The sequence below is a fragment of the Pseudomonas lurida genome (genome assembly GCF_002563895.1).
Lineage (GTDB): Bacteria > Pseudomonadota > Gammaproteobacteria > Pseudomonadales > Pseudomonadaceae > Aquipseudomonas > Aquipseudomonas lurida.
Map to the genome: position 1 here is coordinate 3341783 of NZ_PDJB01000001.1, position 24881 is coordinate 3366663.

Genomic DNA, 24881 nt, shown 5'->3' on the forward strand with positions numbered 1-24881 from the left:
CGATGGACCCTGCACACGACGAAGCCCTCAACAACAGTGCGATGGTGAAACTGGCCGAGCATTTTCACAACCTGGCCACCGGCTCGACCCAGGTGCCTTCCCGGCCGCTCACCAGCCACCTGCGCGAGACCATCGCCGATATCGATGTCATCGCCTATCACGACCGTTTAGTGGCAGATGCCGGCCCGCTGTTTTCGCACTTCCTGGCCAGCGTCCCGTATGTGCTTGAAGAGCTGGCCCGGGTGGGTGTTGCGCTGACCAGGCTTGCCCACGCACGCCGTACACACCAGGGGCAACGCTTCAGTTTTTTTGAAGTCGACGCGTTCGACGGTAGCAATGGTCGCGCACTGGCGCACCACGCTCGTGGCCTGATTCAAACCCTGACGTGCTCGCCCAATCGCGCCAATCAACTCGCATTTGACCAATTTGCGCTGCCTGAACGCTCGATGTTCTACCCACACTCGTTTTTCAAGGTCAGCCCACCACTGCTCAGCTCGGCACCCTATCAACGGTTCGCCGAGGGGTTCGACTACCTCTATGAAACCGCTGCATTCCAGTTCTACACCCAGGACCGCGACGCGCAGCTCAGTCACATCAAGCCCCTGCTCAAGGCAGGCGGCCTGGCGTTCTTCCTGGAAAAGCTCAATCACACCGACCCTCAAGAATATCGACGTCGTGAAGCGCTCAAGGATGACGCGTTCAAAACGCGCTATTTCACCGCCGAGCAAATCGAGTGGAAGCGCAAACAAATGCTGGAGCAGATGCAAACCGGACAAGTGTGCAGGGATGACCTGGTTGCAGCCCTTCAACGGCATTTCAAACACGTCTACCTGCTATGGAACAGCACCAACTTCTACGAGTTCGTCGCCTCGGACGATCAGCAGCACATTGAGCACTTCATCACGCTGCTCGGCCCGGTCAACCAACCTGGCGGCTTCTGTTTCGAACGTGCGTCCCTTGGCAAGCAGCCGCACAAGGAACCACTCGATGCCTGAGGCCTACCTGTCAACGTGGCGCGAACGGGCGGCCCTTGCGGATAAAAACCGCCGCTTGAGTGACGAGACACTCAATGAACTCCACGCAAATGGCCTGCTGCAGTGGGTCTGCCCGCGCCGGGCCTTACCGACGACGCCTGGCTGGCCGGCACTGGTGCGATCCTCCAGAGCCGCAGCAAGGGCCTGTGCGTCGACTGGCTGGTTGATCAGCCTGGTGGGGGGGCACGCCGCCATCGCAGCGCGCCTAGACCCTTCATTCGAGGCAAAGCTCTACGAAACCGGCCCCACGCAGCTGTTTGCATCCGCGTCAGTTGGCCCGGACAGCCAGTTGTCCTTTGAGCCCGAAGGCATGCGTGTCAGCGGTCGCTGGCGCTTCAGCTCGGGTATCGAACACGCGACATGGCTGATCCTCAATGCCCCCTGTGCAAACCATCCCACGGCCGACGCGAGCGATCGCTTCCTGGTTGTCATCGCGAAAAAAGACGTCACAGTTCTCGACAACTGGGACACCCTAGGCATGCGCGCCACGGGCTCGCATGACGTGGTGACGCCCGCGCTACGGGTGCCCCACCACGAGGTGTTCCCACTCCAGGACGTATTCGGCCCACGACGCGCTGGCGCCGGGCATGACTATCTCTACAGTGTGCCCATCGTGCCGTTCATCACGACTTCGATCATCGGCCCCCTGCTGGGGTGCGCGGAAGGCGCTTACGAACTGCATCTACAGGCACTGGCGCGGCAAACCACTCCGCCATCAGCCACCGCCCTTGAGCGGGTCGCCCACAGCGGCGCGCAATTGACGGCGGCGAGTGCACTGTTTGAGTCACTGATCGACCGCCTGGATGCGTCAGGCCGTGCATTGCGCCCGCTCACCGCACCCGAGCTGACCGCCCTCAAGCGTGATCGCAGTTACCTCGCACGCCAATGCGTTGAAGCCGTACACCGGCTGGTGGAACACAGCGGCGCCTCGCAGATGACCACCGACAACCCTGTGCATCGCCATTGGCGCGACCTTCAGACAATGGCCGCGCACCGTGACGTGCACTGGGATTCCGCAATGCTGGCCAGTGCTACATCAGCGCTCCAACCGCACCTCTAGCGCCAACTCGTCAACGGGAGAAGACCATGTTCATCCGCAGCAAAGCCGACATTGAAAAAACCGCTCATTTCGTGGAATGGGGCGCAGGCACCAGCCACCGCCTGCTGACTGAAAAAGACCAGATGGGCTATACCGTCTGCCACACCGTCGTGCGCGCGGGTACCGAGTCACTGTTGCATTACCGCAATCACCTGGAAGCCTGCTACTGCATCGCCGGTGAAGGCGAGGTTGAAGACATGGACGGCAATGTCTACCCGATCCGCCCGGGAGACATGTATGTTCTGGACCAGCATGACCGGCATTACCTGCGCGGTGGCCAGCATGAGGACCTGGTGCTGGTCAGCGTATTCAACCCGCCGCTGCGGGGCGATGAGCGCCATAACCTCAGCGACACCTCTGGCTCAAGCTATTGATTGGCCGTCCGTCGACGCCTTGATTCACTGAAACGAGAGCACCATGCGCAAGGACTACCTGGCTTTTTTCATCTCTTTATTCCTGTCACGGCTTGCCGACCAGATCCTGCTGTTCATCGTGCCGCTGATTGTGTTCCAGACCACCAACAGTGTCGCGTGGGCCGGGCTGGCGTTTTTCGTCGAGTCACTGCCACGGTACCTGGCCTTTCCAGTCTGCGGCGCGCTGTGTGACAAGTTTTCCCCCGTGCGCATCCTGCACATCAGCCAGGTATACCGTGCCCTGGCGTGTGTGGCGGCGGTGGCGCTGTACGGCGTGTTTGACGGCATTTACTGGCTGGTGGCGCTGTCTGCGCTGTGTGGTGTGCTAACCACCCAAGGCATCATGGCCCGGGAAGTGGTCATGCCGCACATCTTCAAGCATTACACCTACGCCAAGACCTTGTCCTACTCACAGATTGCCGACCAGAGCGGCCTGGTGCTCGGCCCGCTGATAGCTGCGCTGATGCTGGAGGTATGGGCCTGGCACTGGGTGGTGCTGGGCGTTGCCGGCCTGTTTGTGCTGGCGGACCTGGCGATGTTGATCTGGCAGCGCAACACGACAGTGAACCTGGAAAGTTTTGAGCAACACCGAGACATCTGGCTGCAACCGCTGCGTATCGCATTCGGGCATATCAGCAACCTGGCGGAACTGAAGCGGATCATTGCCCTCGCGGTCGGGGTAAACCTGATCATCGGTGTGACGCTGGCCACTTCGGCGGCGATGGTCACCGGTCACTTTGCCGCTGACAAAGACGCCTACGCCCTGTTGCAGGCAGCCGGAGCAGTGGTGACCATCGCGATCCTGTTCTACCTGGCGCGCGCCACCCTGGCGTTGAAAGTGCTGGGCGGGCTGTCGTATTCGATGATTGCGGCCGGGGCGTTGGTCATGGCGATCAGCCCCAATCTCTGGGCCTACACCTTGGGCTTCCTGCTGGTCACCGGCTTCGACAAGATGTTCAACGTGTACATGCGCAGCACCCGCCAGCGGGTCATCCCGGTGCAGGATTTCGGCAAGACCGTGGGCGTGATCACGCTGCTCAACAACCTGGCGCAACCCATGGCCGGCCTGGCAATTGCCGTGCTGGCTGCGCCCTTGAGTACCCAGACGGTGATCCTGCTGTTGACCGGGATCACCGCGTTGATCGGCGTGGCCGTGGCCTCAGGCTGGCACGCCACTGTGAAAGCGGAACTCGACGTCGGGTGACTCGATCAGGTCCTGCTCGGCGGCCCTCACCCGCTCGATCACCTGGGCAATGTCCTTGGCGTCGCCATACTGGTACGCCAGCTTCAGGTAGCCCTGGAAGTGCCGCGCCTCGCTTTTCAGCAAGCCGAAGTAGAACTTGCCGAGTTCTTCGTCCAAATGCGGCACCAGCGCTTCGAAACGCTCGCAACTGCGCGCTTCGATAAAGGCCCCCACCACCAGGGTGTCCACCAACTTGACCGGCTCGTGGCTGCGCACCACTTTGCGCAAACCGGAGGCATAGCGCCCGGCATGCAACTGGCGTAGCTCGACCTTGCGCTTTTTCATCAGGCGCATGACTTGTTCGTGATGCACCAGTTCTTCGCGGGCCAGGCGCGACATCATATTGATCAGGTCGACATGGCCGTGGTACTTGGCGATCAGGCTCAGGGCGGTGCTGGCGGCCTTGAATTCGCAGTTCTTGTGGTCGATCAGCAAGGTTTCCTGATCGGCCAGCGCGGCCTGGACCCAGGCATCAGGGGTGCGGCAACCGAGGAATTCGTGGATTTCTGGCAGGTTCATCGGGCTCACGGGCAAAAGAATCACAAAAGGCCGGCGATTATACCGACCCCGCCGCAGACCACCAGCCGCCGCCCTTGATGTGCATCAACATGACGTGAGCCACGCAGCAACTATAGTTGTTCCAGCCCCCGCCTTTTTTGGAGATCCCGATCATGCAAGCCATCCGCAGCATCCTGGTGGTCATCGAGCCCGAGCATTCGGAAAGCCTGGCCCTCAAGCGTGCCAAGCTGATCGCCGGGGTCACCGGCGCACACCTGCATTTGCTGGTCTGCGACAAGAAGCATGAGCACTCGGCGCTACTGGCGCTGCTGAAGTCTGGCCTGCAGGAAGACGGCTACAGCGTCAGCACCGAGCAGGCGTGGAATACCAGCCTGCATGACACCATTATCGACGTGCAGCAGGCTGAAGGCTGTGGGCTGGTGATCAAGCAGCATTTCCCCGACAGCCCGCTGAAAAAAGCCCTGCTTACACCGGCAGACTGGAAACTACTGCGCTATTGCCCGACGGCGGTGTTGCTGGTCAAGACCGCTACACCGTGGGCCGGCGGGGTGATCCTGGCAGCGATCGACGTGGGCAATACCGATGGCGAACACCGCTCCTTGCACAACTCGATCATCGACCACGGCTTTGATATCGCCAGCCTGGCCAAGGCGCAGTTGCATGTGATCAGCGCCCATCCGTCGCCGATGTTGTCCGCGGCGGACCCGACGTTCCAGCTAAGGGAAACCATCGAAGCGCGGTATCGCGAGCAATGCCGGGCGTTTCAGGCAGAGTTCGACGTGGATGACGCCCACCTGCATATCGAAGAAGGCCCGGCGGATGTGCTGATCCCTTTCGCGGCCCACAAGTGGCAAGCGGCGGTGACGATCATCGGCACCGTGGCACGCACCGGAATTTCCGGGGCACTGATCGGCAATACGGCGGAGGTGATACTCGATGCCGTGGAAAGCGATGTGCTGGTGCTCAAGCCGCAGACATTGATGGATCATCTGGAAGAGCTCGCAACCAAGCCCTGACACCGCCCCTTCAGGCAATGAAGATTGGGAGAGGTGTTGTTAGTCAGCAAACACATCCTTGAGGAAGCCCGGCGCGATATAGCGCTGGTAATGCGCCTCGGACAGGATAAAGAACTCGCGGTCAATGGCGTCGCGCAGGTCCGGCAACGGCCAATCGCGAAACTCCGGCATCAGTACCATGCCGTAGGCCTCCAGGTTGGAGATCACTCGCGCGCCACGGGCGATCAACTGGTAGGCCCAGCAGTACTCGGACTGGTGCGGCACGAAGCGGATCTTGCGTTGTTCCAGCTGGCCGCGCAGGGTCCTGGGGTCGAAAACTTCCAGCTTGCCGGCCATTACCTGCACCAACAACTGTTCCAAGCGTAGCCAGACCGCGCGTTTTTCCTCTTCGTTATAGCCATTCCACTGGATCACTTCATGGTGGAAGCGTTTGCAGCCACGGCACACGAGATCGCCGTAGACCGTGGAGCACAGGCCGACGCAGGGGGTCTTGATGGTTTGGTTGGACATGGGCTAGGGCACGCAGATCAGCGAAACAATGCGCCATGTTAGCCCTTTGTCTAACCTTCATCACCCTGCAAACTTGGCGAGGCAACTTACCTTTAGAATTTTTTTGCCGTAGAATCATCCGGCCTTGTAAGGCGCCAATAATCCGCTGGAAGCTGTTTTCAAAGCGTCACGAGCACAGTCGTTCCTTCAGAACGGTGTTGGCGATGGTCAATGACTCGGTAGGTCAAGCCCTCGCCAACCCTCATCAGCTCCGTTCTGCAGGCGTAAAACTTTGAAAGCAGCTTCTGTGAGGAATGCCGGCAGCGCTGGCTTTGCGGCCCAAAAAGCCCCCGAGCGCATGCGTGCCGTTCATTTCTGGATGAGCGTCCCGTGGGACCACTGATGAGGGTAATAACTGTGCTTGAAGCCTACCGCAAACATATCGAAGAGCGTGCAGCCCTGGGTATTGTTCCCCAGCCGCTTAATGCCGAACAAACCGCAGGCCTGGTCGAGCTGCTGAAAAATCCTCCGGCTGGCGAAGAAGAATTCCTCGTTGACCTGATCACCAACCGTATTCCACCAGGCGTTGACGAAGCTGCCTACGTCAAGGCCGGTTTCCTGTCTGCCCTGGCCAAGGGCGAAGCCACTTCCCCCCTGATCGACAAGAAACGCGCCGTTGAACTGCTTGGCACCATGCAAGGCGGCTACAACATCGTGACCCTGGTCGAGCTGCTGGACGACGCCGCACTGGCCCCTGTCGCCGCCGCCCAACTCAAGCACACCCTGCTGATGTTCGATGCGTTCCACGACGTGGCCGAGAAAGCCCGTAACGGCAACGAGCACGCCAAAGCCGTGATCCAGTCCTGGGCTGACGGCGAGTGGTTCCGCAACCGCCCTACCCTGGCCGACAAGATCAGCCTGCGCGTGTTCAAGGTCACCGGCGAAACCAACACCGACGACCTGTCCCCTGCGCCTGATGCCTGGTCCCGTCCAGACATCCCGCTGCACGCCCTGGCCATGCTGAAAATGGCCCGTGAAGGTATCGTGCCGGACGAGCAAGGCAAGACCGGCCCGATGAAGCAGATCGAAGAGATGCGCGGCCAAGGCTTCCCGATCGCCTACGTCGGTGACGTGGTCGGTACCGGTTCCTCGCGTAAATCCGCGACCAACTCCGTACTGTGGTTCTTCGGCGACGACGTTCCTTACGTACCGAACAAGCGTGCTGGCGGCTTCTGCTTCGGCAGCAAGATCGCTCCGATCTTCTACAACACCATGGAAGATGCTGGCGCACTGCCAATCGAGTTCGACGTCACCAACATGAACATGGGCGACGTGATCGACTTGTACCCGCATGCTGGCAAAGTCTGCAAGCACGGTACCGACGAAGTCATCACCACCTTCGAAATGAAGACCCCGGTACTGTTGGACGAAGTCCGCGCTGGCGGCCGTATCCCGCTGATCATCGGTCGCGGCCTGACCGACAAGGCGCGCGCGGAGCTGGGCCTGGGCCCTACCGACCTGTTCAAGCTGCCTGAAGCACCTGTCGATACCGGCAAAGGCTTCACCCTCGCACAGAAAATGGTCGGCAAGGCGTGCGGCCTGCCAGAAGGCAAAGGCGTTCGCCCTGGCACCTACTGCGAACCGAAGATGACCACCGTAGGCTCCCAGGACACCACCGGTCCGATGACCCGTGATGAACTGAAAGACCTGGCGTGCCTGGGCTTCTCGACCGACCTGGTGATGCAGTCGTTCTGCCACACCGCGGCCTATCCAAAGCCGATCGACGTGACCACCCACCACACCCTGCCTGACTTCATCATGACCCGTGGCGGTGTATCGCTGCGTCCAGGCGACGGTATCATCCACAGCTGGCTGAACCGCATGCTGCTGCCGGACACCGTGGGCACCGGTGGTGACTCCCACACCCGTTTCCCGATGGGCATCTCGTTTCCGGCCGGTTCCGGCCTGGTTGCGTTCGCCGCGGCCACTGGCGTAATGCCACTGGACATGCCGGAATCGATCCTGGTGCGCTTCAAAGGCAAAATGAAACCTGGCATCACCCTGCGTGACCTGGTTCATGCCATTCCTTACTACGCGATCCAATCGGGCCTGCTGACCGTAGAGAAGAAAGGCAAGAAAAACGCCTTTTCCGGCCGCATCCTGGAAATCGAAGGCCTGAACGACCTGACGCTGGAACAGGCTTTCGAGCTGTCCGACGCCTCGGCCGAACGTTCGGCTGCCGGTTGCACCATCAAGCTGTCGAAAGAGTCGATCACCGAGTACCTGAACTCCAACATCACCCTGCTGCGCTGGATGATCGGTGAAGGCTACGGTGACCCGCGTACCCTCGAACGTCGCGCCCAAGCGATGGAAGCCTGGGTTGCCAACCCGGAGCTGATGGAAGCCGATGCCGACGCGGAATACGCCGAAATCATCGAGATCGACCTGGCCGAGATCAACGAGCCGATCCTCTGCGCACCAAACGACCCGGACGATGCCCGTCTGTTGTCCAGCGTTGCCGGTGAGAAGATCGACGAAGTGTTCATCGGTTCGTGCATGACCAACATCGGTCACTTCCGCGCTGCCGGTAAGTTGCTGGAGCAGGTCAAGGGCCAGCTGCCAACCCGTCTGTGGCTGTCGCCGCCGACCAAGATGGACGCTCACCAGTTGACCGAGGAAGGCTACTACGGCATCTACGGCAAGGCTGGCGCACGCATGGAAATGCCGGGCTGCTCGCTGTGCATGGGTAACCAGGCACGTGTAGAGCCGAACTCGACCGTGGTGTCGACGTCGACCCGTAACTTCCCGAATCGTCTGGGTGACGGCGCTAACGTCTACCTGGCTTCGGCCGAGCTGGCGGCAGTGGCTTCTACCCTGGGTCGCCTGCCGACCGTCGAAGAGTACATGGGCTACGCGGCGAAACTGGACACCATGGCCAGTGACGTGTACCGCTACCTGAACTTCGATCAGATCGCTGAGTTCCGCAAGATCGCAGCAAGCGCCAACATCCCGGTGATTCAAGCCTAAGGGTGTGTTGATGTAGTTGTAGCTCGTAAATAAGCGCCGCGTATCGCAAGGTACGCGGCGCTTTTTTATGCCTGCGATGTGCTAGCAGCCCCGAAAACAAATGCAGGCGTTCAATCACTGAGTAGGGTGAGTACCCCCGCGATCCAACTGTGGGAGCGGGCTTGCCCGCGAAGGCGGCCTGACAGGCGACTTGGAGGCTGGATCAGACCGGGTATATATCCGTTATTTAGGTAATGGCTGCTATGGGTTCCGCTCTTACAGCGACTCACTTTTGAACAGCGCAAAAGTAAGCAAAACGCTCTTGCCCCAACACTCGGCACCACGCCTAGGCTCGGTGTGCCCGTAATCCGACATGGATTTGGGGGGCCGCCACCACGCGCCATCCATGGCGCGGGGTGGCTAAACCGGCATCCCTGCCGGTTTAGCCCCCAAATCCATGCCGAATTCCGGCCAGCGTGTTTAACGGGGCGCCTCAGATCAAGATCAAGATCTACAGCACGGCGGCCTGACAGCCGGCCTGAGTGGTTGGATCAAGAGCGGGTACGTGTAGGCATTGACTTGCCTGCGAAAGCATCAACCGGGTGTGCTTGATATACCGAGGTGCCCGCATCGCAGGCAAGCCAGCTCCCACAAAAAAGCAGGTAGGTGATTGACCTCTCAGCCATGCACGGCGACCTAAGAGTCGACCATTTTCTTACTATCGATCTCGGTCAAATGTGGGAGCTGGCTTGCCTGCGAAAGCATCAACCCGGTGTGCCTGATGCACCGGGGTGCCCGCATCGCAGGCAAGCCAGCTCCCACAGAAAAGCAGGTAGCTGACTGACCTCTCAGCCAAGCACGGCGACCTAAGAGTCGACCATTTTCTTACTATCGATCTCGGTCAAATGTGGGAGCTGGCTTGCCTGCGAAAGCATCAACCCGGTGTGCCTGATGCACCGGGGTGCCCGCATCGCCGGCAAGCCAGCTCCCACAGAAAAGCAGGTAGGTGATTGACCTCTCAGCCAAGCACAGCGACCTAAGAACCGACCGCTTTCTTACTATCGATCTCGGTCAAATGTGGGAGCTGGCTTGCCTGCGAAAGCATCAACCCGGTGTGCCTGATGCACCGAGGTGCCCGCATCGCCGGCAAGCCAGCTCCCACAGAAAAGCAGGTAGCTGACTGATCTCTAAGCCAAGCACAGCGACCTAAGAACCGACCGCTTTCTTACTATCGATCTCGGTCAAATGTGGGGAGCTGGCTTGCCTGCGAAAGCATCAACCGGGTGTGCCTGATATACCGAGGTGCCTGCATCGCAGGCAAGCCAGCTCCCACAGAAAAGCAGGTAGTTGACTGATCTCCCAACCAAGCACAGCGACCTAAGAACCGACCGCTTTCTTACTGTCGATCTCGGTCAAATGTGGGAGCTGGCTTGCCTGCGAAAGCATCAACCCGGTGTGCCTGATGCACCGAGGTGCCCGCATCGCAGGCAAGCCAGCTCCCACAGAAAAGCAGGTAGTGGACTGATATCTAAGCCATGCACGGCGACCTAAGAGTCGACCATTTTCTTAACTATCGATCTCGGTCAAATGTGGGAGCTGGCTTGCCTGCGAAAGCATCAACCCGGTGTGCCTGATGCACCGAGGTGCCCGCATCGCAGGCAAGCCAGCTCCCACAGAAAAGCAGGTAGCTGACTGATCTCTAAGCCAAGCACGGCGACCTAAGAGTCGACCATTTTCTTACTATCGATCTCGGTCAAATGTGGGAGCTGGCTTGCCTGCGAAAGCATCAACACGGTGTGCCTGATGCAACGAGATGCCTGCATCGCCGGCAAGCCAGTATTCAGACAACCCACATCAGCCCTCAAGCAACAAACGAATACACCAACGCCGTAATCGCTACCAACCCCACCGCCGTGACAAACACATTGGACGCCTGCCCGCGGTACTTGGCCATGGCCGGCACTTTGCGGATCGCGTACATCGGCATCAGGAACAGGATCGACGCAATGATAGGCCCGCCCAGGGTCTCGATCATGCCGAGGATGCTCGGGTTCAGCGTGGCAACGATCCAGCACACGATCAGCATGAAGGCGGCAGTCATTCGGTCCAGGCTCTTGGCGCCCGGACGACGACCCGTCTTCAGCACCAGGCCCTTGAGGCCTTCGCTGGCACCGATGTAGTGACCCAGGAACGACTTGGCGATCGCCACGAACGCAATCAAGGGGGCCGCGAACTCGATGGTCGGGTTGTTGAAGTGGTTAGCCAGGTACGACAGGATCGACAGGTTTTGAGCCTTCGCTTCAGCCAACTGTGCCGGCGACAGGGTCAGCACGCAGCTGAACACGAAGAACAGCACCATCGCCACCATCAGCAGGTGGGCACGGGACAGGATCTGCGAACTGCGCTCATCGGCGTGGACGCCATACTGGCGCTTCTGATCAACCGCAAAGGCCGAGATGATCGGCGAATGGTTGAACGAGAACACCATCACCGGAATCGCCAGCCACAGCGTGTTGAGCAGTGCGGACGGTGCCGGGACTACGCTGGCTGTGCTGAGAATGCCGCCGTTCCAGTGCGGAATCAGGTACACCGCCAGGAACAGCAAGGCGACGATAAACGGATACACCATCAGGCTCATGGCCTTGACGATCACTTGCTCACCGCAACGCACCACGGCCAGCAGGCCGAGGATCAGCACGAACGACAGGATTGCCCGTGGCGGCGGCATGATGTGCAGCTGGTGCTCCATGAAGCTGCCGACCGTATTGGTCAACGCCACGCTGTAAATCAGCAGGATCGGGAAGATGGCGAAGAAGTACAGCAAGGTGATCAGCGCACCGGCTGTGATGCCGAAGTGTTCTTCCACCACGTCGGTGATGTCGGAACCTTCACGGCCAGACAGGACGAAACGGGTCAGGCCACGGTGGGCGAAGAAGGTCATCGGGAACGCCAGCAGCGCAAGGATCACCAGTGGCCAGAAGCCTCCCAGGCCCGCGTTGATCGGCAAGAACAGCGTGCCGGCGCCGATGGCGGTGCCGAACAGGCCAAGCATCCAGGTGGTGTCCTGGCGGCTCCAGCTCGTGAGGGTTGCAGGTGTCGTTGCATAGCGCTCGTCGACGCTATTGGCCTGATCATTCATCCGGTCGGATCTCCGCATTTACACGGCCGGGACGAGTCAGAAAAACCTGACAGGCAGCGCCCCGACCATAGAAGGGGCCGGATTGTCCGGGATTCTTCTGAATAAGCAAAGACTTAGCTGAGGAACGGTGCTGCGGTGCAGATGCACAGGCTCAGCTGTAAACGGCGGTTTTCGGGGCTCTCGGCGCAATACCGGATATACATTCCCGCACTAATCTATTTTAGAATCCCGCCTGTTACTGTAGTTTTCAGGCTGCGTCCGTCGTTTATCCAGAGAACCCCGCCATGCCTCGCGTTTCCCGCAAACAAGCCGAACTCAACCGCGAAATCATCGTCGAGGCCGCCACGCACCTGTTTCGTGAACGCGGGCTGCACGGCATCAGCCTGGCGGATGTCATGGCCGCCGCAGGCCTGACCCACGGCGGGTTCTACGGGCACTTTGCTTCCAAGGAAGCCCTGGCCACCGAAGCCTGCCAACAGGCGTTCGCGGTCGCGAACCTGGGCTGGCAGGCCAAAATCGATCGCAGCGAAGATCAGCAGGCCGCCCGCCAGGCAGTGCTGGGCCCTTACTTGACCGCCTCCCATCGCGACAACCCCGGCGACGGCTGTCCGGTCTCGGCATTTGCCCCGGATATGTGCCACGAACCCGCCGACACGGCCTTGCAGCACACCTTTATTGAGGGCGTGGAGCAATCGCTGGAGGTCTTTGCGCAACTGGAGGACAAGGACCGCCAGGCCATGCTGGCCCACTACGCGATGATGGTCGGCGCAGTGACCCTTGCACGTGCGACACGCGGCAACAAGCTGTCGGACGAATTCCTGGTTGCTGCACGAAATGCCTTGCTGCCCGTTGACAGCCCTTCACCCGTCCCAGCATGATCGGGCCATGAACCTCATCCAGCTCGCCCTCACCCGTACCACCACCACGACCGCTTCCGGCGGGTCGCGCGGTGGCTGTGGGTGCCTGAGCTAGACACATCACAGATTCAACCCAAGGCCCCGCCAGCAATGGACGGGGCCTTTTTATTGCGCCGCCATCTGGCAATCACAAGGAGTAACACCATGGCTGACGCCCTGCTGATCATCGATATGCAAGCCGGCCTGTACGATGGCCCGCAAAAGCCCTTCGAGCGTGAATCTGTACTGGCCACCATCAACCAACTGGTTCGGCGTGCACGTGATGCAGGCGCCCCGATCTTCGTGGCCCGCCACACTGGCCCGGCGGGTTCGCCGATTGAAGCGGGTAGCCCGTCCTGGCAGCTATGGCATGAATTGGACGTGGACGAATCCCGTGACCGCCTGTTCAACAAGACCCGTCCCAGTTGCTTCCTGGGCACGGACCTGGAACAGCAGTTGAGAGCGGCGCAGGTGCAGGAGTTGGTAGTCGTTGGCATGAAAACCCAGTTCTGCGTCGACACCACTTGCCGGGTGGCGGTGGAGCTTGGGTTCTCGGTGGTGTTGCCGGAAGACGGCCATACCTGCATGGACACGCCGGCACTGAAGGCCGAGGCGATTATCGAGCATCACAACGCGACCTTGGCCGGAGCGTTTGTGACGCGTGCAAGTGCGGTCGAGATCAGCTTCTGACAACCCAAATACTGCATACTCCTTCCCTCAAACCCTTCAGGAAGAGCCTTCCGATGACCGCCACTGTCCTGGTCCTGGTTGAAACCATCAACGAATACTTGCCCATCATCGAGAGCAATGACTTTCATGTGATCCTGGCGCCGACCCCCACCGAACGCGCCGAAGCGATCAAGGCCCACGGCAGCCAGATCAAGGCCGTGCTGACCCGCGGCCCGTTGGGCCTGTACGCCGAGGAAATCGCCGCCCTGCCCCTGCTGGAAATCATCTGTGTCATTGGTGCCGGCTACGAGCACGTAGACCTGCAGGCCGCGAGCAATCGCGGGATCGTGGTCACCAATGGCGCGGGGGTGAACGCCCCGTCGGTGGCCGATCACGCCATGGCGTTGCTGCTGGCACTGGTGCGCGGCATCCCGCAGACTGACGCCGCCGTGCGCCGCAGCGAATGGCCCAAGGTGATGCGTCCCTCGCTGGGCGGCAAGCAACTGGGCATCCTCGGGCTGGGCGCCGTGGGCCTGGAGATCGCCAAGCGTGCGGCCCTGGGCTTCGGCATGGAGGTGAGTTACCACAACCGCCAGCCACGCGATGATGTGGACTACACCTACTGCGCAACGGCGGTGGAACTGGCGCGCACCTCGGACTTCCTGATCCTGGCCACACCCGGCGGCGCCAGCACCCGCCACCTGATCGATCGCCACGCCCTGGATGCCCTGGGTCCCAATGGCTACCTGGTCAACATCGGCCGTGGCAGCGTAGTGGTCACGGCCGACCTCGTCGCCGCCCTCGAGCAACGCCGCATCGGTGGCGCGGCGCTGGACGTGTTCGACGACGAACCCAAGGTGCCCGATGCGCTCAAGAAGCTCAGCAACACCGTGCTGACCTCCCACGTAGCCGGCCTGTCGCCGGAAGCGGCCCACGACACGGTGCAGCGCGTGGCCGACAACCTGGTGGAATATTTCGCCGGCCGCCCGGTACTCACGCCGGTCGCCCTGCCCCCGCCCGATAAATGACCGATCAGGCACGCTGATCATCATCCAACACGCTAACCTATTAAGCCGCCCCGACCTTGTCGCTGGGCGGTTGCGCGCATTAGATTAGGAAATAGTCCAAGGCCTCTAGAATAAGCAGAAGGGATAAGCATGGCGCTGAACGACCAATCGACCCAGATTCGCCCAGGTGAAGAACTTGATGCCAGCCTGATCGATCCCTACCTCAAGGCTCATATTTCGGGCCTGAGCGGCACGCCCACGATCAGCCAGTTTCCCGGTGGCGCGTCCAACCTGACCTACCTGCTGGAATACCCGGGCCAGGAATTCGTGCTGCGTCGCCCGCCCTTTGGCCACAAGGCCAAGTCCGCCCATGACATGGGCCGTGAATACCGCATTCTGAACCAGCTCAAGGACGGCTTCCCGTATTGCCCCAAGGCGTACGTGCATTGCACCGATGAGTCGGTGATCGGTGCCGAGTTCTATGTGATGGAGCGCGTCAACGGCATCATCCTGCGCTCGGACCTGCCGGCCGAGCTGGGCCTGGACGCCGCCAAGACCGAGGCGCTGTGCAAAAGCTTCATCGATAAATTCGTCGAGCTGCACCAGGTGGACTACAGCGCCTGCGGCCTGGCCGACCTGGGCAAGCCCGAAGGCTATGTGCAACGCCAGATCCGTGGCTGGAGCGACCGCTACGAAAAAGCCCTGACCCCTGACGCGCCACGCTGGGACGCCGTGCGCGCCTGGCTCAACGAGAAAATGCCCGCCGACCACCCGACCTCGAGCATCGTGCACAACGACTACCGCTTCGACAATGTGATCCTCGATCCGCACAACCCGATGCAGATCATCGGCGTACTGGACTGGGAACTCACCACCCTTGGCGACCCGCTGATGGACCTGGGCAACACCCTGGCCTACTGGATCGAAGCGGCGGACCCGGCGCCGGTGCAACTGATGCGCCGCCAGCCGAGCAATGCGCCCGGCATGCTCACGCGCCGTGAGTTTGTCGACTATTACGCCGAACGCTCCGGCATCCAGATCGACAATTTCGACTTCTACTACACCTACGGCCTGTTCCGCCTGGCCGGCATCGTGCAGCAGATCTACTACCGCTTCTTCCATGGCCAGACCCAGGACAAACGCTTTGCGCAGTTCATTCAGATGAACAAGCTGCTGGAGCAGATGAGCCTGAACGTCATCAGCAAATCCGCGCTCTGATCGCCTACAACAAGGAACCGCTATGTCCAAGACCAACCTGTTCGACCTCGACGGCAAGATTGCTTTTGTCTCCGGTGCCAGCCGTGGTATCGGCGAGGCCATTGCCAAGTTGCTGGCCCAGCAAGGCGCCCACGTCATCGTGTCCAGCCGCAAGCTGGAAGGCTGCCAGCATGTCGCCGACGCGATCATCGCTGACGGTGGCAAGGCCACGGCGGTGGCCTGCCATATCGGCGAGATGGAGCAGATCACCCAGGTATTCGCCGGTATCCGCGAGCAGTTCGGACGCCTGGATATCCTGGTCAACAACGCCGCGACCAACCCGCAATTCTGCAACGTGCTGGACACCGACCTGGGTGCATTCCAGAAGACCGTCGACGTGAACATCCGTGGTTATTTCTTCATGTCCGTGGAAGCCGGCAAGCTGATGCGCGAAAACGGCGGCGGCAGCATCATCAACGTCGCGTCGATCAACGGGATCTCCCCAGGCGTGTTCCAGGGCATCTATTCGGTGACCAAGGCCGCCGTGATCAACATGACCAAGGTATTCGCCAAGGAATGCGCGGCGTTCGGTATTCGTTGCAATGCCCTGCTACCCGGCCTGACCGACACCAAGTTCGCCTCGGCGCTGGTGAAGAACGATGCGATCCTGAAAATGGCCCTGGCGCAGATCCCGCTCAAGCGCGTGGCCGACCCGAGCGAGATGGCCGGCGCGGTACTGTTCCTCGCCAGTGACGCGTCCAGCTACACCACTGGCGTGTCGCTGAATGTGGACGGCGGCTTCTTGTCCTGACCCCTCGCTTCTAAGGTGCACAAACATTCGGCGGCTGTTGCCGAAAGCCCACCGCCAGGCGGTTCCAGCCACTGATGCTGGACACCGCCATGGTCAGGTCTACCAGTTCCTGCTCACTGAACTCCACCCGCACGGCTGCAAACAGCTCATCGGATACCGTCGAGCTCGGCAGCGTCGCCACCGACTCGCTCCAGGCCAATGCGGCCTTTTCCCGCGCCGTGAAGAACGGCGAATCACGCCACACGCACAAGGCGAACAGGCGTCGCTCGGTTTCGCCGTGCTGACGTGCCGCCATCGAGTGCATGTCTGTGCAGAAACCACAGTGATTGAGCTGCGAAACGCGGATCTTTATCAGCTCCAGCAAAGGTTTTTCGATGGACAAGCCAAAGGTGGTCGCTTCCAGCATCAGCATGCCCTTGAGCGCTTGCGGCGAGGCGGTGTAGTAATCCAGGCGAGGTTCCATGGGACGTTTCTCTGGCGGCGAATGCAATGACAGTCCAGCCTAGAGTGCGCAAGGCATCAGCTCTATAGCCAATCGGCCGGTTTATGCAGAGACCATTTTGAGCCTGTCACGCACGCGCGTAATCTTGGCGCAGATTGAATGCTCCGGGATAAGACATGGAACTGCACGTGGTGATCAATGGCCGCAAGGATCTGGCCGAACAGCTCTACCAACAGTTGCGCGAGGCCATTGGTTCCGGGCGCCTGGCCGCCGGTGCGCAATTGCCGCCCAGTCGCCTGCTCGCCGAACAGTTGGGCGTGTCGCGCAAGACCGTGTCGGACACCTACGCCACCCTGACTTACGAAGGCTTGCTGATCGGCAAGACCGGCCGCGGCACGTTCGTCAACGCCCGCGCACCGCAGTCCGAACGTGTGCAAACCGCGACCGACCTGGCCTGCGCCGCCAACCTGGCGAAGTGGCAATCGCTGCCATCGCCCATGCGCCACCCCACCCGTGACAGCACGCTGCGCTATGAATTTATTGGCGGTGCCACCAGCCGCAATCAGTTCCCCCAGGATGAATGGCGACGCTGCACCCAAGATGCGCTGCGACGCATTGCCCAGAACAGTGGTTTCTACAGCCAGCCTGAAGGCTTGCCGGCTCTGCGCAGCGCAATCGCCGGGCATATCGCGTTCTCACGCGGCGTCAACTGCCGCGACAGCGACATCGTGGTCACCAACGGCGCACAACAGGCGCTGGACCTGATTGCCCGCGTGGTACTGGAACCGGGCAGCATCGTCGCCATGGAAGACCCCGGCTACAGCCCCGCGCGCCAGATGTTCATGGCGATGGGCGCCAGCGTGGCGAGCGTGCCGGTGGATGCAGAGGGTATCCGAGTCGATCAGATTCCAGACGGCACACGGCTGATCTACGTGACGCCCTCCCACCAGTTCCCCCTCGGCATGCCCATGAGCGTACCGCGCCGTGAAGCCTTGCTGGCACGGGCGTTCGCGCTGGGCGCGATCATCATCGAGGACGACTACGACAGCGAATTCCGCTACGAGGGCCGGCCTACCGACTCGCTGCAGAGCATGGACACCCGCGGCGTGGTGGCCTACGTCGGGACCTTTTCGAAAACCCTGCTGCCCGAATTACGCCTGGGCTACGCAGTGCTGCCGCCGGCGATCTACGGCGCGGTGCTCAAGGCCAAGCAACTCACCGACCAGCACAGCTCGACGCTGCCGCAATGGGCCCTGGCCAAATTCATCAGCGAAGGCTACTTGCTCAAGCATATCCGCCGCTGCCACACGGTGTACGCCGGACGCCGGGAACGCATCCTGCAGCGCCTGGCGGGGGATTTGGCGCCCTGGTTCGAAGCGGTGCCTACCGTCGCCGGGTTCCACATGGCCGCGCTGTGCAAAGTGCCCGTGAACATCCCGCTGCTGATGGAGTTGGCGCGTCGGGTCGAAGTGGGCTTGTACCCCCTGGATGTGTTCTTCCACGATGCGCCAGTACGCCAGGGCCTGATCATCGGCTTCGGGGCCATCGAGACCCTCGACATCGACCCGGCGCTGGACAAGGTCCGCGATATCCTCCAGCAGATTGGCTAGGGGATTTTCCACCGGATTGGTCATTGGTCCTGTCGCCACGAGGCTCTAGCCTGTGCACTGACACCCGACCTCGGAGACCATCGCCATGCCAGCCTGTGCCTACAACACTGTCCATGTCCGCGCGGCGGCCGGGCGCTCAAGGGAACTGGGCGAGCGCCTGCAGCAGATAGCCGAAGCCGTGCGCTGCGCGCCCGGTTGCCTGGATTACGCCGTGCAGCGCGACCCGCTGGACCCCGACCTATGGACCGTCAGCGGCCATTGGCGCTGTGCCGAACAACTCGTCGCACACTTCCAGTTACCGGCCCTGCAAGGGTTTATCGAACTGACCAGTGAGCACCTGGCGCGCCGCCTGGATTTCGACCACTGAGGCATTGGTCTCCTGGTCTTCGCCAGGATTGGTCATTGGTCACCCAGGCATGGCGGCGTAGGGTGAAGAGGTCTCGAACTACTCGGAAACTTCGTCATGAAACGACTGCTCGCTGCCTCGCTGATGCTCGCCTCGCTCAGTGCCTTCGCCCACGAACCGGTTTACAACCAGGAGTCCATCAAGGTGCTCCAAGAGCACGCATTGGCCAATGTACCCGGCAAGAAAACCATCATGCTCACCGTTGACTACGCCCCTGGCCAGGCCACCGTGCCCCACAGCCACACCGGCACCGCCGTGGCCTATGTGCTGGAAGGTGCGATCACCTCGCGGGTGAATGACGAGAAAGCGAAAACCTACAAGGTGGGCGAATCGTTCTACGAACCCGCGGGTTCGCGGCACTTTGAATCGAGTAATGCCAGCCAGACCAAACCGGCCAAGTTGTTGGTCGTGATGGTGCTGGATGACAAGGCGGAAGTACTCACGCCCCTGCCAAAACAATGACCCCCCTGTAGGCGCAAGCTTGCCGGCGATAGGGGAGTAACATTCGACCCTTTCACTGGGTGAAAAACCGCCATCGCGGGCAAGCCAGCTCCCACATTTGGATCGCGGCGTAACAGTTAGATTGCAGTCGCCTGACTGGCCGCCTTCGCGGGCGTGTTGGATCACCGGCAAGCCGGCTCCTACAGGTCTAGCCGCGTAAGGTCAGTGACTCAGGGTCGCTTGAACTGGCGGCGCAGGTTTTCGATCCGCTCGCGGCAGGCGCACCCTTCAAGGTGGTCATTGACCATCCCCATCGCCTGCATCAATGCATACATCGTGGTCGGCCCCACGAACGTCCAGCCGCGTTTCTTCAAGGCTTTGGACAAACGCACCGAGGCAGGCGATGTGGGATTGCCCGTCCAGTAAGCCAGGTCCACCCGTGCCGGACGCTCTTCCTCACGCGGTTCGAACGCCCACAACCAGCGTGCCAGCGAACCGGTCTCATCCACCAGCTCACAGGCCCGGCGCGCATTGTTGAGGGTGGAAACGATCTTGGCCCGGTTGCGCACGATGCCCGGGTTCTGCATCAGCCGCTCGATATCCGCTTCGCCGTACTGCGCCACCCGGCGAAAATCAAACCCTTCGAACGCCGCCCGGAACTGCTCGCGCTTGCGCAAAATGGTGATCCAGGCCATGCCCGCCTGAAAACCCTCCAGGCAGATCTTCTCGTACAGCTGGATATCATCCGCGACCGGCACGCCCCACTCACAGTCGTGGTAACGCGGGTACTCCGGCGCGGCGGTGCGCCAGGCGCAGTGGGTCAGCCCGTTGGCGTCAGTGATCAGTCCTGGCGTGTCCATCCATCACCTCATAGGCCGAGCGGGCGATGATAAGCGAAAAAATTTGCACACGGCCAACCGCTCAAGCGTCGCGCTTACCGACCCACTGGTCAGACCGGGACCTGCCAACCGTCAAATAATCGCTTGTGGTTTCAAAAATACCGGGCGTAGACTGGCCCCGCACTGGACTTACCGGTATGACCACAACAATTAAGCCCTGGAACCACCAGGGCACCGAATAGAGATCCCTCCCATGCTCAGATGGTGCTCGCGTTCGATTTTCCTGCAAGTCGTGATTGGCCTGATGCTCGGCATAGCCTGCGGCCTGGCCCTTCCCGAATTCTCCTCGCAACTCAAACCCCTGGGTGACGGCTTTATCAAGCTGATCAAAATGCTGATCGGCCTGATCGTGTTCTGCGTGGTGGTCAGCGGTATTTCCGGCGCCGGCGACTTGAAGAAAGTCGGGCGAATCGGCCTCAAGTCGGTGATCTACTTTGAGGTCCTGACCACCGTCGCCTTGGTGATCGGCCTGGTCATGGCCTTCAGCACCGGTATCGGCACCGGCGCCAATATCCACTTGGAGCAGTTGTCGTCTGCCGGCTTGAATGAACTGGCCGACAAGGGCCAGCACATCCGCGGCACCAGCCAGTTCCTGATGGACCTGATTCCGAACTCAGTGATCGGTGCCTTCGCCGACAACAACGTGTTGCAAGTGCTGCTGTTCTCGGTGCTGTTCGGCAGCGCGCTGAACCTGGTGGGCGAAGCGGCGTCGGGTATCTCGCGGCTGATCAACGAGCTGAGCCATGTGATTTTCCGCATCATGGGCATGATCGTGCGCCTGGCCCCCATCGGTGTCTTTGGTGCGATTGCCTTCACCACCAGCACGTACGGCCTGGACTCCCTGCAGCACCTGGGCAGCCTGGTGGGCCTGTTCTACCTGACGTGCTTTGCCTTCGTCGGGCTGATCCTCGGCCTGGTCATGCGCCTGTCGGGCCTGCGCATGCTGCCGCTGCTCAAATACCTGCGCGAAGAACTGCTGATCGTGATGGGCACCGCCTCCTCCGACGCCGTGCTGCCACAGATCATGCGTAAACTCGAACATCTGGGTATCGGCAGCTCCACGGTGGGCCTGGTGATTCCAACGGGGTATTCGTTCAACCTCGACGGTTTCTCCATCTACCTGACCCTGGCCATCGTATTCATCGCCAACGCCACCGGCACTCCGCTGTCGATGACCGACTTGCTGACCATCCTGCTGGTATCGCTGATTACCTCCAAAGGTGCCCACGGTATTCCGGGTTCGGCACTGGTGATTCTGGCGGCGACACTCACGGCGATTCCAGCGATTCCAGTGGTCGGCCTGGTGCTGGTGCTGGCGGTGGACTGGTTCATGGGCATCGGCCGCGCGCTGACCAACCTGATCGGCAACTGCGTGGCGACCGTCGCCATTGCGCGCTGGGAGAAAGACATCGATATCCAGCGTGCCAACAAGGTCCTCGATGGCCAGCAAGGCTACGCGTTCCAGGCGAAGAAACCGGTGTTGCCGGCACATCAGGAGTTCTGAGCAAGCGACACGGTTCAAATGTGGGAGCTGGCTTGCCTGCGATAGCGGTGGGTCAGCCCACAAAACTATCAACTGATAGTCAGCCATCGCAGGCAAGCCAGCGCCCACATTGGCTCAACGCCAGTTTAATTATTGTATTGGCAACTTAAAGGAGTGTACGACGTGATCAGCACCTCAACCGTCGTCAATTCAGTCGTAGAAAAACTCCGCGCCGCCCTGGCGCGTGGCCAGTGGCGGCGCGGTGAAATGCTGCCCGGCCAACGTGAGTTGGCCGAACAGATGGGCATCAGCCGCCCGAGCCTGCGCGAAGCGGTGATCGTGCTGGAAACCCTTGGCCTGGTGCGCTCCATGCCCGGCAAAGGCGTGGTCGTGCTGGAAACCGATGTCAGCGAACCGCAAGCCCATGATGCCGTGGCCGCTGCCAGCCTGGAGGACATCCTGCAACTGCGCTACACCCTCGAACCCTTCATCGTCGGCCTGGTCGCCCAGACGATCAGCAGCAAGGAGGTCGGCCAATTGCGCCTGACCCTCATGGACATGCGTGAAGCCCTCGATGCCGGTGATGCACAAGCGGGGATGAACGCCTATATCGGCTTCCACGAAGAACTGTTCGCCCTCACCTCCAACCCGATTTTCCAGAACGTGGTGCAACAGACCAGCAACGCGCTCAAGCAAAGCGCCCAGGTGCTGCGCAACTCCCCCGAGCACCTGGCGGAGCGCCTGCAGGAAAACGAGGCCGTGGTGCGCGCCATTCGCAACAAGAACAGCGCCTTAGCCAGTGCCGAGATGCGCCGGCATATCCTCCAGGAAGGCCTGCGCATGGGCATTCGCCTCAACATCCCGGACGACCATCTGGGCAGCTGATTTTTCGGAGACCGGCCATGACCGCACACGCCCTGCAACGCGCACCTGCCACCACCGCCCTGCCCGCCATGCGCTTGGTGGCCGGCAAAAAGCCCTCGGTGGATGACATCTACCCACGTCTGTTCGACGCCATTCTCGAACAGCGCATCGCGCCGGCCAGCCGCTTTACCGAAGAGAGCCTGGGCGAGACCTTTGGCGTGAGCCGCAGTGTGATTCGCCGGGTACTGGCCAAGCTGTCACACCAGCAAGTGATCATCCTGCGCCCGAATCAGCGCGCCCAGGTGGCTGCGCCCGATAACCAGCAGACACGGCAGATCCTGGAAGCGCGGCGCATGACCGAAATCACCATGGTGCAACTGGCCTGCGCCCAGGCCACCCCCACCCAGCTACGCCAATTGCGCGAGCTGATTGGTCGCGAACGTGAGTGCATCGAACGTGATCAGCGCGGACCGGCGATTCGCTTGTCAGGGGAGTTCCACCTGCAACTGGCCGCCATGGCCGGTAACGCACCGTTGGCGCAGTTCCTCAACAGCCTGGTGCCTCTGACTTCGTTGATCATTGCCCAGTATGAAGCGCAAGCCTGCACCTACTGCGCCTGGCAGGAGCATGTGGCGATTGTCGATGCCATTGAACGACGTGACGTGAGCAGTGCGGTGAAGCTAATGACCCAGCATTTGGATCACCTGGAAGCCAAACTGCTGAGTCGTGACAGGCAAGATTGCACGCGCTGATGTGTACCGATTGCGCAGGCATTTTGGGAAGACGCTGACAGTCAGACGGGCCGCTGACCAGCACAATGACTTTTACCCAGAAGCCATACGCGCAGACCCATACCGCCATGAAAGCCCTTGCCCTTACGTTGCTCACTACCACGCTCATTGCACATTTGGATGCCTACGCACAGACGACTGATACGCCGGCTACCGACGAACAGATCATTACCCCTGGACACCCCGTGTGGTTGCTTGAGCAACCCGACGCAGTCAGCCCGGCACTGACCGCACGGACCTTTGGCACCAGCCAGTACGGCGATTATCGCGTCAAGGCTCTCCTGCAAATCAGCTGTCACCCACACGCCCCGAAGGCCAGTCTCACACTAGAGATCATGCCGCCATTGTTGGGTTTCGACAGCGATCCGTTCGAAGGCAAGGATGCCAGCGCCAACGGGCCGCTGCGTGTCACGACCGGAACACGCCCCGCTGTCGATCACTGGGTAAACGGTGTTTGGAATGCCGGCGGGGCTTTCCAGGTCAATACGCTTTTTGCGCTCAGCACCGCAGTTTCGCGAGAAGAGCTAGCCTATTGGGTCAGCGACGCCTCACGCGGCCAAACAGTAGAGTTTTCGCTAACGCCCGCCACAGACGACGGCAGGTCACTGACCGCCAGCTTCTCATTGCCAGAAAACAACCGCGGGTTGGAAAAAATCGTCCAACCCTGCCTCAGTGACACTTCAACCAGCCCTGTAGAGCCCTGACGCGACTGCACCCGCGGCATCAGGTGTCGTCGCGCTTGATCCACTTGGGCACGTCGGGCGCCTGATAACTCAATACCGCCGCCATCAAACGCGCCACGTTCGGCTCAACGATCAGCATGTCGCGGTGCACCGGCTTGAGAAACGCCTCACCCACCACATTGTCGAGAAACGAAGCCAGCCCGTCGTAAAAGCCATTGATGTTCAGCAGAGCACAGGGCTTGGCATGCTGGCCAAGCTGCGCCCACGTCCACACCTCAAACAATTCTTCAAAGGTGCCAATGCCACCGGGCAACGCGATAAAGCCGTCGGACAACTCCGCCATCAGCGCTTTGCGCTCGTGCATGGAGCCGACGATCCGCAGGTCGTCGAGGCCGGTGTGGGCCAGTTCTTTCGCGGCCAGGAATTCAGGCATAACGCCGATCACTTCACCGCCACTGGCCAGCGCAGCGTCAGCGACTGCCCCCATCAAGCCAACCGAGGCCCCCCCGTAGACCAAACCGATGCCAGCCTTGGCGAGCGCCTGGCCCAATTGGGCGGCCATTTCCGAATAGACCGGCAAGCGGCCCGGGCTTGAACCCGAGAAAATACAAAGTCGCATACACCCTCGCTTGATCTGGACAGTACTCACTGGAGCACGGCGCTCCTGCAATGACGGTAACGAGATGTAAAAATTGGCGCAATAAAAAAGCCCCGCATCTCACGA

At 60.8% G+C, this 24881-nt stretch carries 24 protein-coding genes; 18 read left to right on the plus strand and 6 right to left on the minus strand.

Annotated elements, in window-relative coordinates:
- The first annotated feature begins 2 nt into the window (after positions 1-2).
- From ATH90_RS29460 to ATH90_RS15015, 4 genes are read left to right on the plus strand one after another with little or no spacing between them, the layout of a single operon-like run.
- A complete protein-coding gene (locus ATH90_RS29460) occupies positions 3-995 on the plus strand; it encodes a class I SAM-dependent methyltransferase (protein ID WP_211290116.1) in 993 nt (330 codons plus the stop codon).
- Entirely contained in the window at positions 988-2094 is a 1107-nt protein-coding gene (locus tag ATH90_RS15005; protein ID WP_098466641.1) for an acyl-CoA dehydrogenase family protein, read from the plus strand. Before ATH90_RS29460 ends, ATH90_RS15005 begins: the two co-directional genes overlap by 8 nt.
- Before the next feature lie 26 nt (positions 2095-2120).
- Entirely contained in the window at positions 2121-2507 is a 387-nt protein-coding gene (locus tag ATH90_RS15010) for an ectoine synthase (protein ID WP_034104832.1), read from the plus strand.
- 43 nt (positions 2508-2550) lie between these two features.
- Entirely contained in the window at positions 2551-3750 is a 1200-nt protein-coding gene (locus tag ATH90_RS15015) for an MFS transporter (RefSeq protein WP_098466642.1), read from the plus strand.
- Here ATH90_RS15015 and ATH90_RS15020 read toward each other — a convergent pair.
- Positions 3706-4308: a MiaE family protein gene (locus ATH90_RS15020; protein ID WP_034104827.1), complete on the minus strand. Its 603-nt coding sequence runs from the start codon at positions 4306-4308 to the stop codon at positions 3706-3708. The two genes, ATH90_RS15015 and ATH90_RS15020, sit on opposite strands and share 45 nt — an antisense overlap.
- A 152-nt stretch (positions 4309-4460) precedes the next feature.
- Between ATH90_RS15020 and ATH90_RS15025 the strand changes: the two genes are divergently transcribed.
- Positions 4461-5324 carry a universal stress protein gene (locus tag ATH90_RS15025; protein ID WP_034104824.1) on the plus strand — a complete coding sequence of 288 codons (864 nt, stop codon included), beginning with the start codon at positions 4461-4463 and terminating at the stop codon, positions 5322-5324.
- Positions 5325-5363: 39 nt separating this feature from the next.
- Here ATH90_RS15025 and ATH90_RS15030 read toward each other — a convergent pair whose 3' ends face one another.
- Positions 5364-5834: a DUF1289 domain-containing protein gene (locus ATH90_RS15030; protein ID WP_034104822.1), complete on the minus strand. Its 471-nt coding sequence runs from the start codon at positions 5832-5834 to the stop codon at positions 5364-5366.
- 396 nt (positions 5835-6230) lie between these two features.
- Here ATH90_RS15030 and acnB point away from each other — a divergent pair, with 396 nt between their 5' ends.
- Positions 6231-8840: a bifunctional aconitate hydratase 2/2-methylisocitrate dehydratase gene (gene acnB / locus ATH90_RS15035; RefSeq protein ID WP_034104820.1), complete on the plus strand. Its 2610-nt coding sequence runs from the start codon at positions 6231-6233 to the stop codon at positions 8838-8840.
- 1840 nt (positions 8841-10680) lie between these two features.
- On the opposite strand, the gene ATH90_RS15040 is transcribed toward acnB, so the two are convergent.
- Entirely contained in the window at positions 10681-11958 is a 1278-nt protein-coding gene (locus tag ATH90_RS15040; protein WP_069077524.1) for a serine/threonine transporter, read from the minus strand.
- A gap of 284 nt (positions 11959-12242) precedes the next feature.
- Between ATH90_RS15040 and ATH90_RS15045 the strand changes: the two genes are divergently transcribed.
- The 5 genes from ATH90_RS15045 to ATH90_RS15065 all read left to right on the plus strand — a co-directional run bounded on the left by ATH90_RS15045 (position 12243) and on the right by ATH90_RS15065 (position 16538).
- The gene (locus ATH90_RS15045) at positions 12243-12836 is read left to right on the plus strand and encodes a TetR/AcrR family transcriptional regulator (protein WP_034106088.1); all 594 of its coding nucleotides are present in this window, start codon (positions 12243-12245) and stop codon (positions 12834-12836) included.
- Positions 12837-13019: 183 nt separating this feature from the next.
- Positions 13020-13544 carry a cysteine hydrolase family protein gene (locus ATH90_RS15050; RefSeq protein ID WP_069077523.1) on the plus strand — a complete coding sequence of 175 codons (525 nt, stop codon included), beginning with the start codon at positions 13020-13022 and terminating at the stop codon, positions 13542-13544.
- Positions 13545-13597: 53 nt separating this feature from the next.
- A complete protein-coding gene (locus ATH90_RS15055; RefSeq protein WP_034106090.1) occupies positions 13598-14551 on the plus strand; it encodes a 2-hydroxyacid dehydrogenase in 954 nt (317 codons plus the stop codon).
- A 129-nt stretch (positions 14552-14680) separates the two neighbouring features.
- On the plus strand, positions 14681-15748 hold the full coding sequence (locus ATH90_RS15060; RefSeq protein WP_098466643.1) for a phosphotransferase family protein: 1068 nt from the start codon (positions 14681-14683) through the stop codon (positions 15746-15748).
- A 22-nt stretch (positions 15749-15770) separates the two neighbouring features.
- Positions 15771-16538 (plus strand): SDR family oxidoreductase, encoded by a 768-nt coding sequence (locus ATH90_RS15065; protein WP_034106094.1) that lies wholly within the window; start codon positions 15771-15773, stop codon positions 16536-16538.
- A gap of 10 nt (positions 16539-16548) precedes the next feature.
- Here ATH90_RS15065 and ATH90_RS15070 read toward each other — a convergent pair whose 3' ends face one another.
- A complete protein-coding gene (locus ATH90_RS15070; protein ID WP_098466644.1) occupies positions 16549-17001 on the minus strand; it encodes a carboxymuconolactone decarboxylase family protein in 453 nt (150 codons plus the stop codon).
- Between the two features lie 155 nt (positions 17002-17156).
- Here ATH90_RS15070 and pdxR point away from each other — a divergent pair, with 155 nt between their 5' ends.
- The 3 genes from pdxR to ATH90_RS15085 all read left to right on the plus strand — a co-directional run bounded on the left by pdxR (position 17157) and on the right by ATH90_RS15085 (position 19458).
- A complete protein-coding gene (pdxR, locus tag ATH90_RS15075; protein WP_034106098.1) occupies positions 17157-18590 on the plus strand; it encodes a MocR-like pyridoxine biosynthesis transcription factor PdxR in 1434 nt (477 codons plus the stop codon).
- Between the two features lie 85 nt (positions 18591-18675).
- Positions 18676-18957, plus strand: a complete 282-nt coding sequence (locus ATH90_RS15080) for a putative quinol monooxygenase (RefSeq protein ID WP_069077522.1) — start codon at positions 18676-18678, stop codon at positions 18955-18957.
- A 96-nt stretch (positions 18958-19053) separates the two neighbouring features.
- Positions 19054-19458 carry a cupin domain-containing protein gene (locus ATH90_RS15085; RefSeq protein ID WP_069077521.1) on the plus strand — a complete coding sequence of 135 codons (405 nt, stop codon included), beginning with the start codon at positions 19054-19056 and terminating at the stop codon, positions 19456-19458.
- A gap of 209 nt (positions 19459-19667) precedes the next feature.
- On the opposite strand, the gene ATH90_RS15090 is transcribed toward ATH90_RS15085, so the two are convergent.
- Positions 19668-20297 carry a DNA-3-methyladenine glycosylase I gene (locus ATH90_RS15090; protein ID WP_069077520.1) on the minus strand — a complete coding sequence of 210 codons (630 nt, stop codon included), beginning with the start codon at positions 20295-20297 and terminating at the stop codon, positions 19668-19670.
- Between the two features lie 217 nt (positions 20298-20514).
- Here ATH90_RS15090 and ATH90_RS15095 point away from each other — a divergent pair, with 217 nt between their 5' ends.
- From ATH90_RS15095 to ATH90_RS15110, 4 genes are all read left to right on the plus strand, one after another.
- Entirely contained in the window at positions 20515-21840 is a 1326-nt protein-coding gene (locus ATH90_RS15095; protein ID WP_174555882.1) for a C4-dicarboxylate transporter DctA, read from the plus strand.
- A 162-nt stretch (positions 21841-22002) separates the two neighbouring features.
- Positions 22003-22704 (plus strand): FadR/GntR family transcriptional regulator, encoded by a 702-nt coding sequence (locus tag ATH90_RS15100; protein WP_034106107.1) that lies wholly within the window; start codon positions 22003-22005, stop codon positions 22702-22704.
- A gap of 17 nt (positions 22705-22721) precedes the next feature.
- Entirely contained in the window at positions 22722-23435 is a 714-nt protein-coding gene (locus tag ATH90_RS15105) for a GntR family transcriptional regulator (RefSeq protein WP_069077519.1), read from the plus strand.
- A gap of 65 nt (positions 23436-23500) precedes the next feature.
- Complete coding sequence (locus ATH90_RS15110; RefSeq protein WP_098466645.1) at positions 23501-24178, plus strand: hypothetical protein; 678 nt, start codon at positions 23501-23503, stop codon at positions 24176-24178.
- 19 nt (positions 24179-24197) lie between these two features.
- Here the strand turns inward: ATH90_RS15110 and ATH90_RS15115 are convergent, their stop codons facing one another.
- Positions 24198-24776 carry an LOG family protein gene (locus ATH90_RS15115; protein ID WP_034106111.1) on the minus strand — a complete coding sequence of 193 codons (579 nt, stop codon included), beginning with the start codon at positions 24774-24776 and terminating at the stop codon, positions 24198-24200.
- Positions 24777-24881 lie beyond the last annotated feature (105 nt).

Bases quoted from the DNA above. Each gene is read 5' to 3' on its own strand.
- ATH90_RS15115 (WP_034106111.1), bottom strand. From the start codon at position 24,776: ATGCGACTTTGTATTTTCTCGGGTTCAAGCCCGGGCCGCTTGCCGGTC.
- ATH90_RS15050 (WP_069077523.1), top strand. From the start codon at position 13,020: ATGGCTGACGCCCTGCTGATCATCGATATGCAAGCCGGCCTGTACGAT.
- ATH90_RS15090 (WP_069077520.1), bottom strand. From the start codon at position 20,297: ATGGACACGCCAGGACTGATCACTGACGCCAACGGGCTGACCCACTGC.
- ATH90_RS15110 (WP_098466645.1), top strand. From the start codon at position 23,501: ATGACTTTTACCCAGAAGCCATACGCGCAGACCCATACCGCCATGAAA.
- ATH90_RS15010 (WP_034104832.1), top strand. From the start codon at position 2,121: ATGTTCATCCGCAGCAAAGCCGACATTGAAAAAACCGCTCATTTCGTG.
- ATH90_RS15065 (WP_034106094.1), top strand. From the start codon at position 15,771: ATGTCCAAGACCAACCTGTTCGACCTCGACGGCAAGATTGCTTTTGTC.
- ATH90_RS15015 (WP_098466642.1), top strand. From the start codon at position 2,551: ATGCGCAAGGACTACCTGGCTTTTTTCATCTCTTTATTCCTGTCACGG.
- ATH90_RS15045 (WP_034106088.1), top strand. From the start codon at position 12,243: ATGCCTCGCGTTTCCCGCAAACAAGCCGAACTCAACCGCGAAATCATC.
- ATH90_RS15025 (WP_034104824.1), top strand. From the start codon at position 4,461: ATGCAAGCCATCCGCAGCATCCTGGTGGTCATCGAGCCCGAGCATTCG.
- ATH90_RS29460 (WP_211290116.1), top strand. From the start codon at position 3: ATGGACCCTGCACACGACGAAGCCCTCAACAACAGTGCGATGGTGAAA.
- ATH90_RS15085 (WP_069077521.1), top strand. From the start codon at position 19,054: ATGAAACGACTGCTCGCTGCCTCGCTGATGCTCGCCTCGCTCAGTGCC.
- pdxR (WP_034106098.1), top strand. From the start codon at position 17,157: ATGGAACTGCACGTGGTGATCAATGGCCGCAAGGATCTGGCCGAACAG.
- ATH90_RS15030 (WP_034104822.1), bottom strand. From the start codon at position 5,834: ATGTCCAACCAAACCATCAAGACCCCCTGCGTCGGCCTGTGCTCCACG.
- ATH90_RS15055 (WP_034106090.1), top strand. From the start codon at position 13,598: ATGACCGCCACTGTCCTGGTCCTGGTTGAAACCATCAACGAATACTTG.
- ATH90_RS15060 (WP_098466643.1), top strand. From the start codon at position 14,681: ATGGCGCTGAACGACCAATCGACCCAGATTCGCCCAGGTGAAGAACTT.
- ATH90_RS15105 (WP_069077519.1), top strand. From the start codon at position 22,722: ATGACCGCACACGCCCTGCAACGCGCACCTGCCACCACCGCCCTGCCC.
- ATH90_RS15020 (WP_034104827.1), bottom strand. From the start codon at position 4,308: ATGAACCTGCCAGAAATCCACGAATTCCTCGGTTGCCGCACCCCTGAT.
- ATH90_RS15080 (WP_069077522.1), top strand. From the start codon at position 18,676: ATGCCAGCCTGTGCCTACAACACTGTCCATGTCCGCGCGGCGGCCGGG.
- ATH90_RS15070 (WP_098466644.1), bottom strand. From the start codon at position 17,001: ATGGAACCTCGCCTGGATTACTACACCGCCTCGCCGCAAGCGCTCAAG.
- ATH90_RS15040 (WP_069077524.1), bottom strand. From the start codon at position 11,958: ATGAATGATCAGGCCAATAGCGTCGACGAGCGCTATGCAACGACACCT.
- ATH90_RS15005 (WP_098466641.1), top strand. From the start codon at position 988: ATGCCTGAGGCCTACCTGTCAACGTGGCGCGAACGGGCGGCCCTTGCG.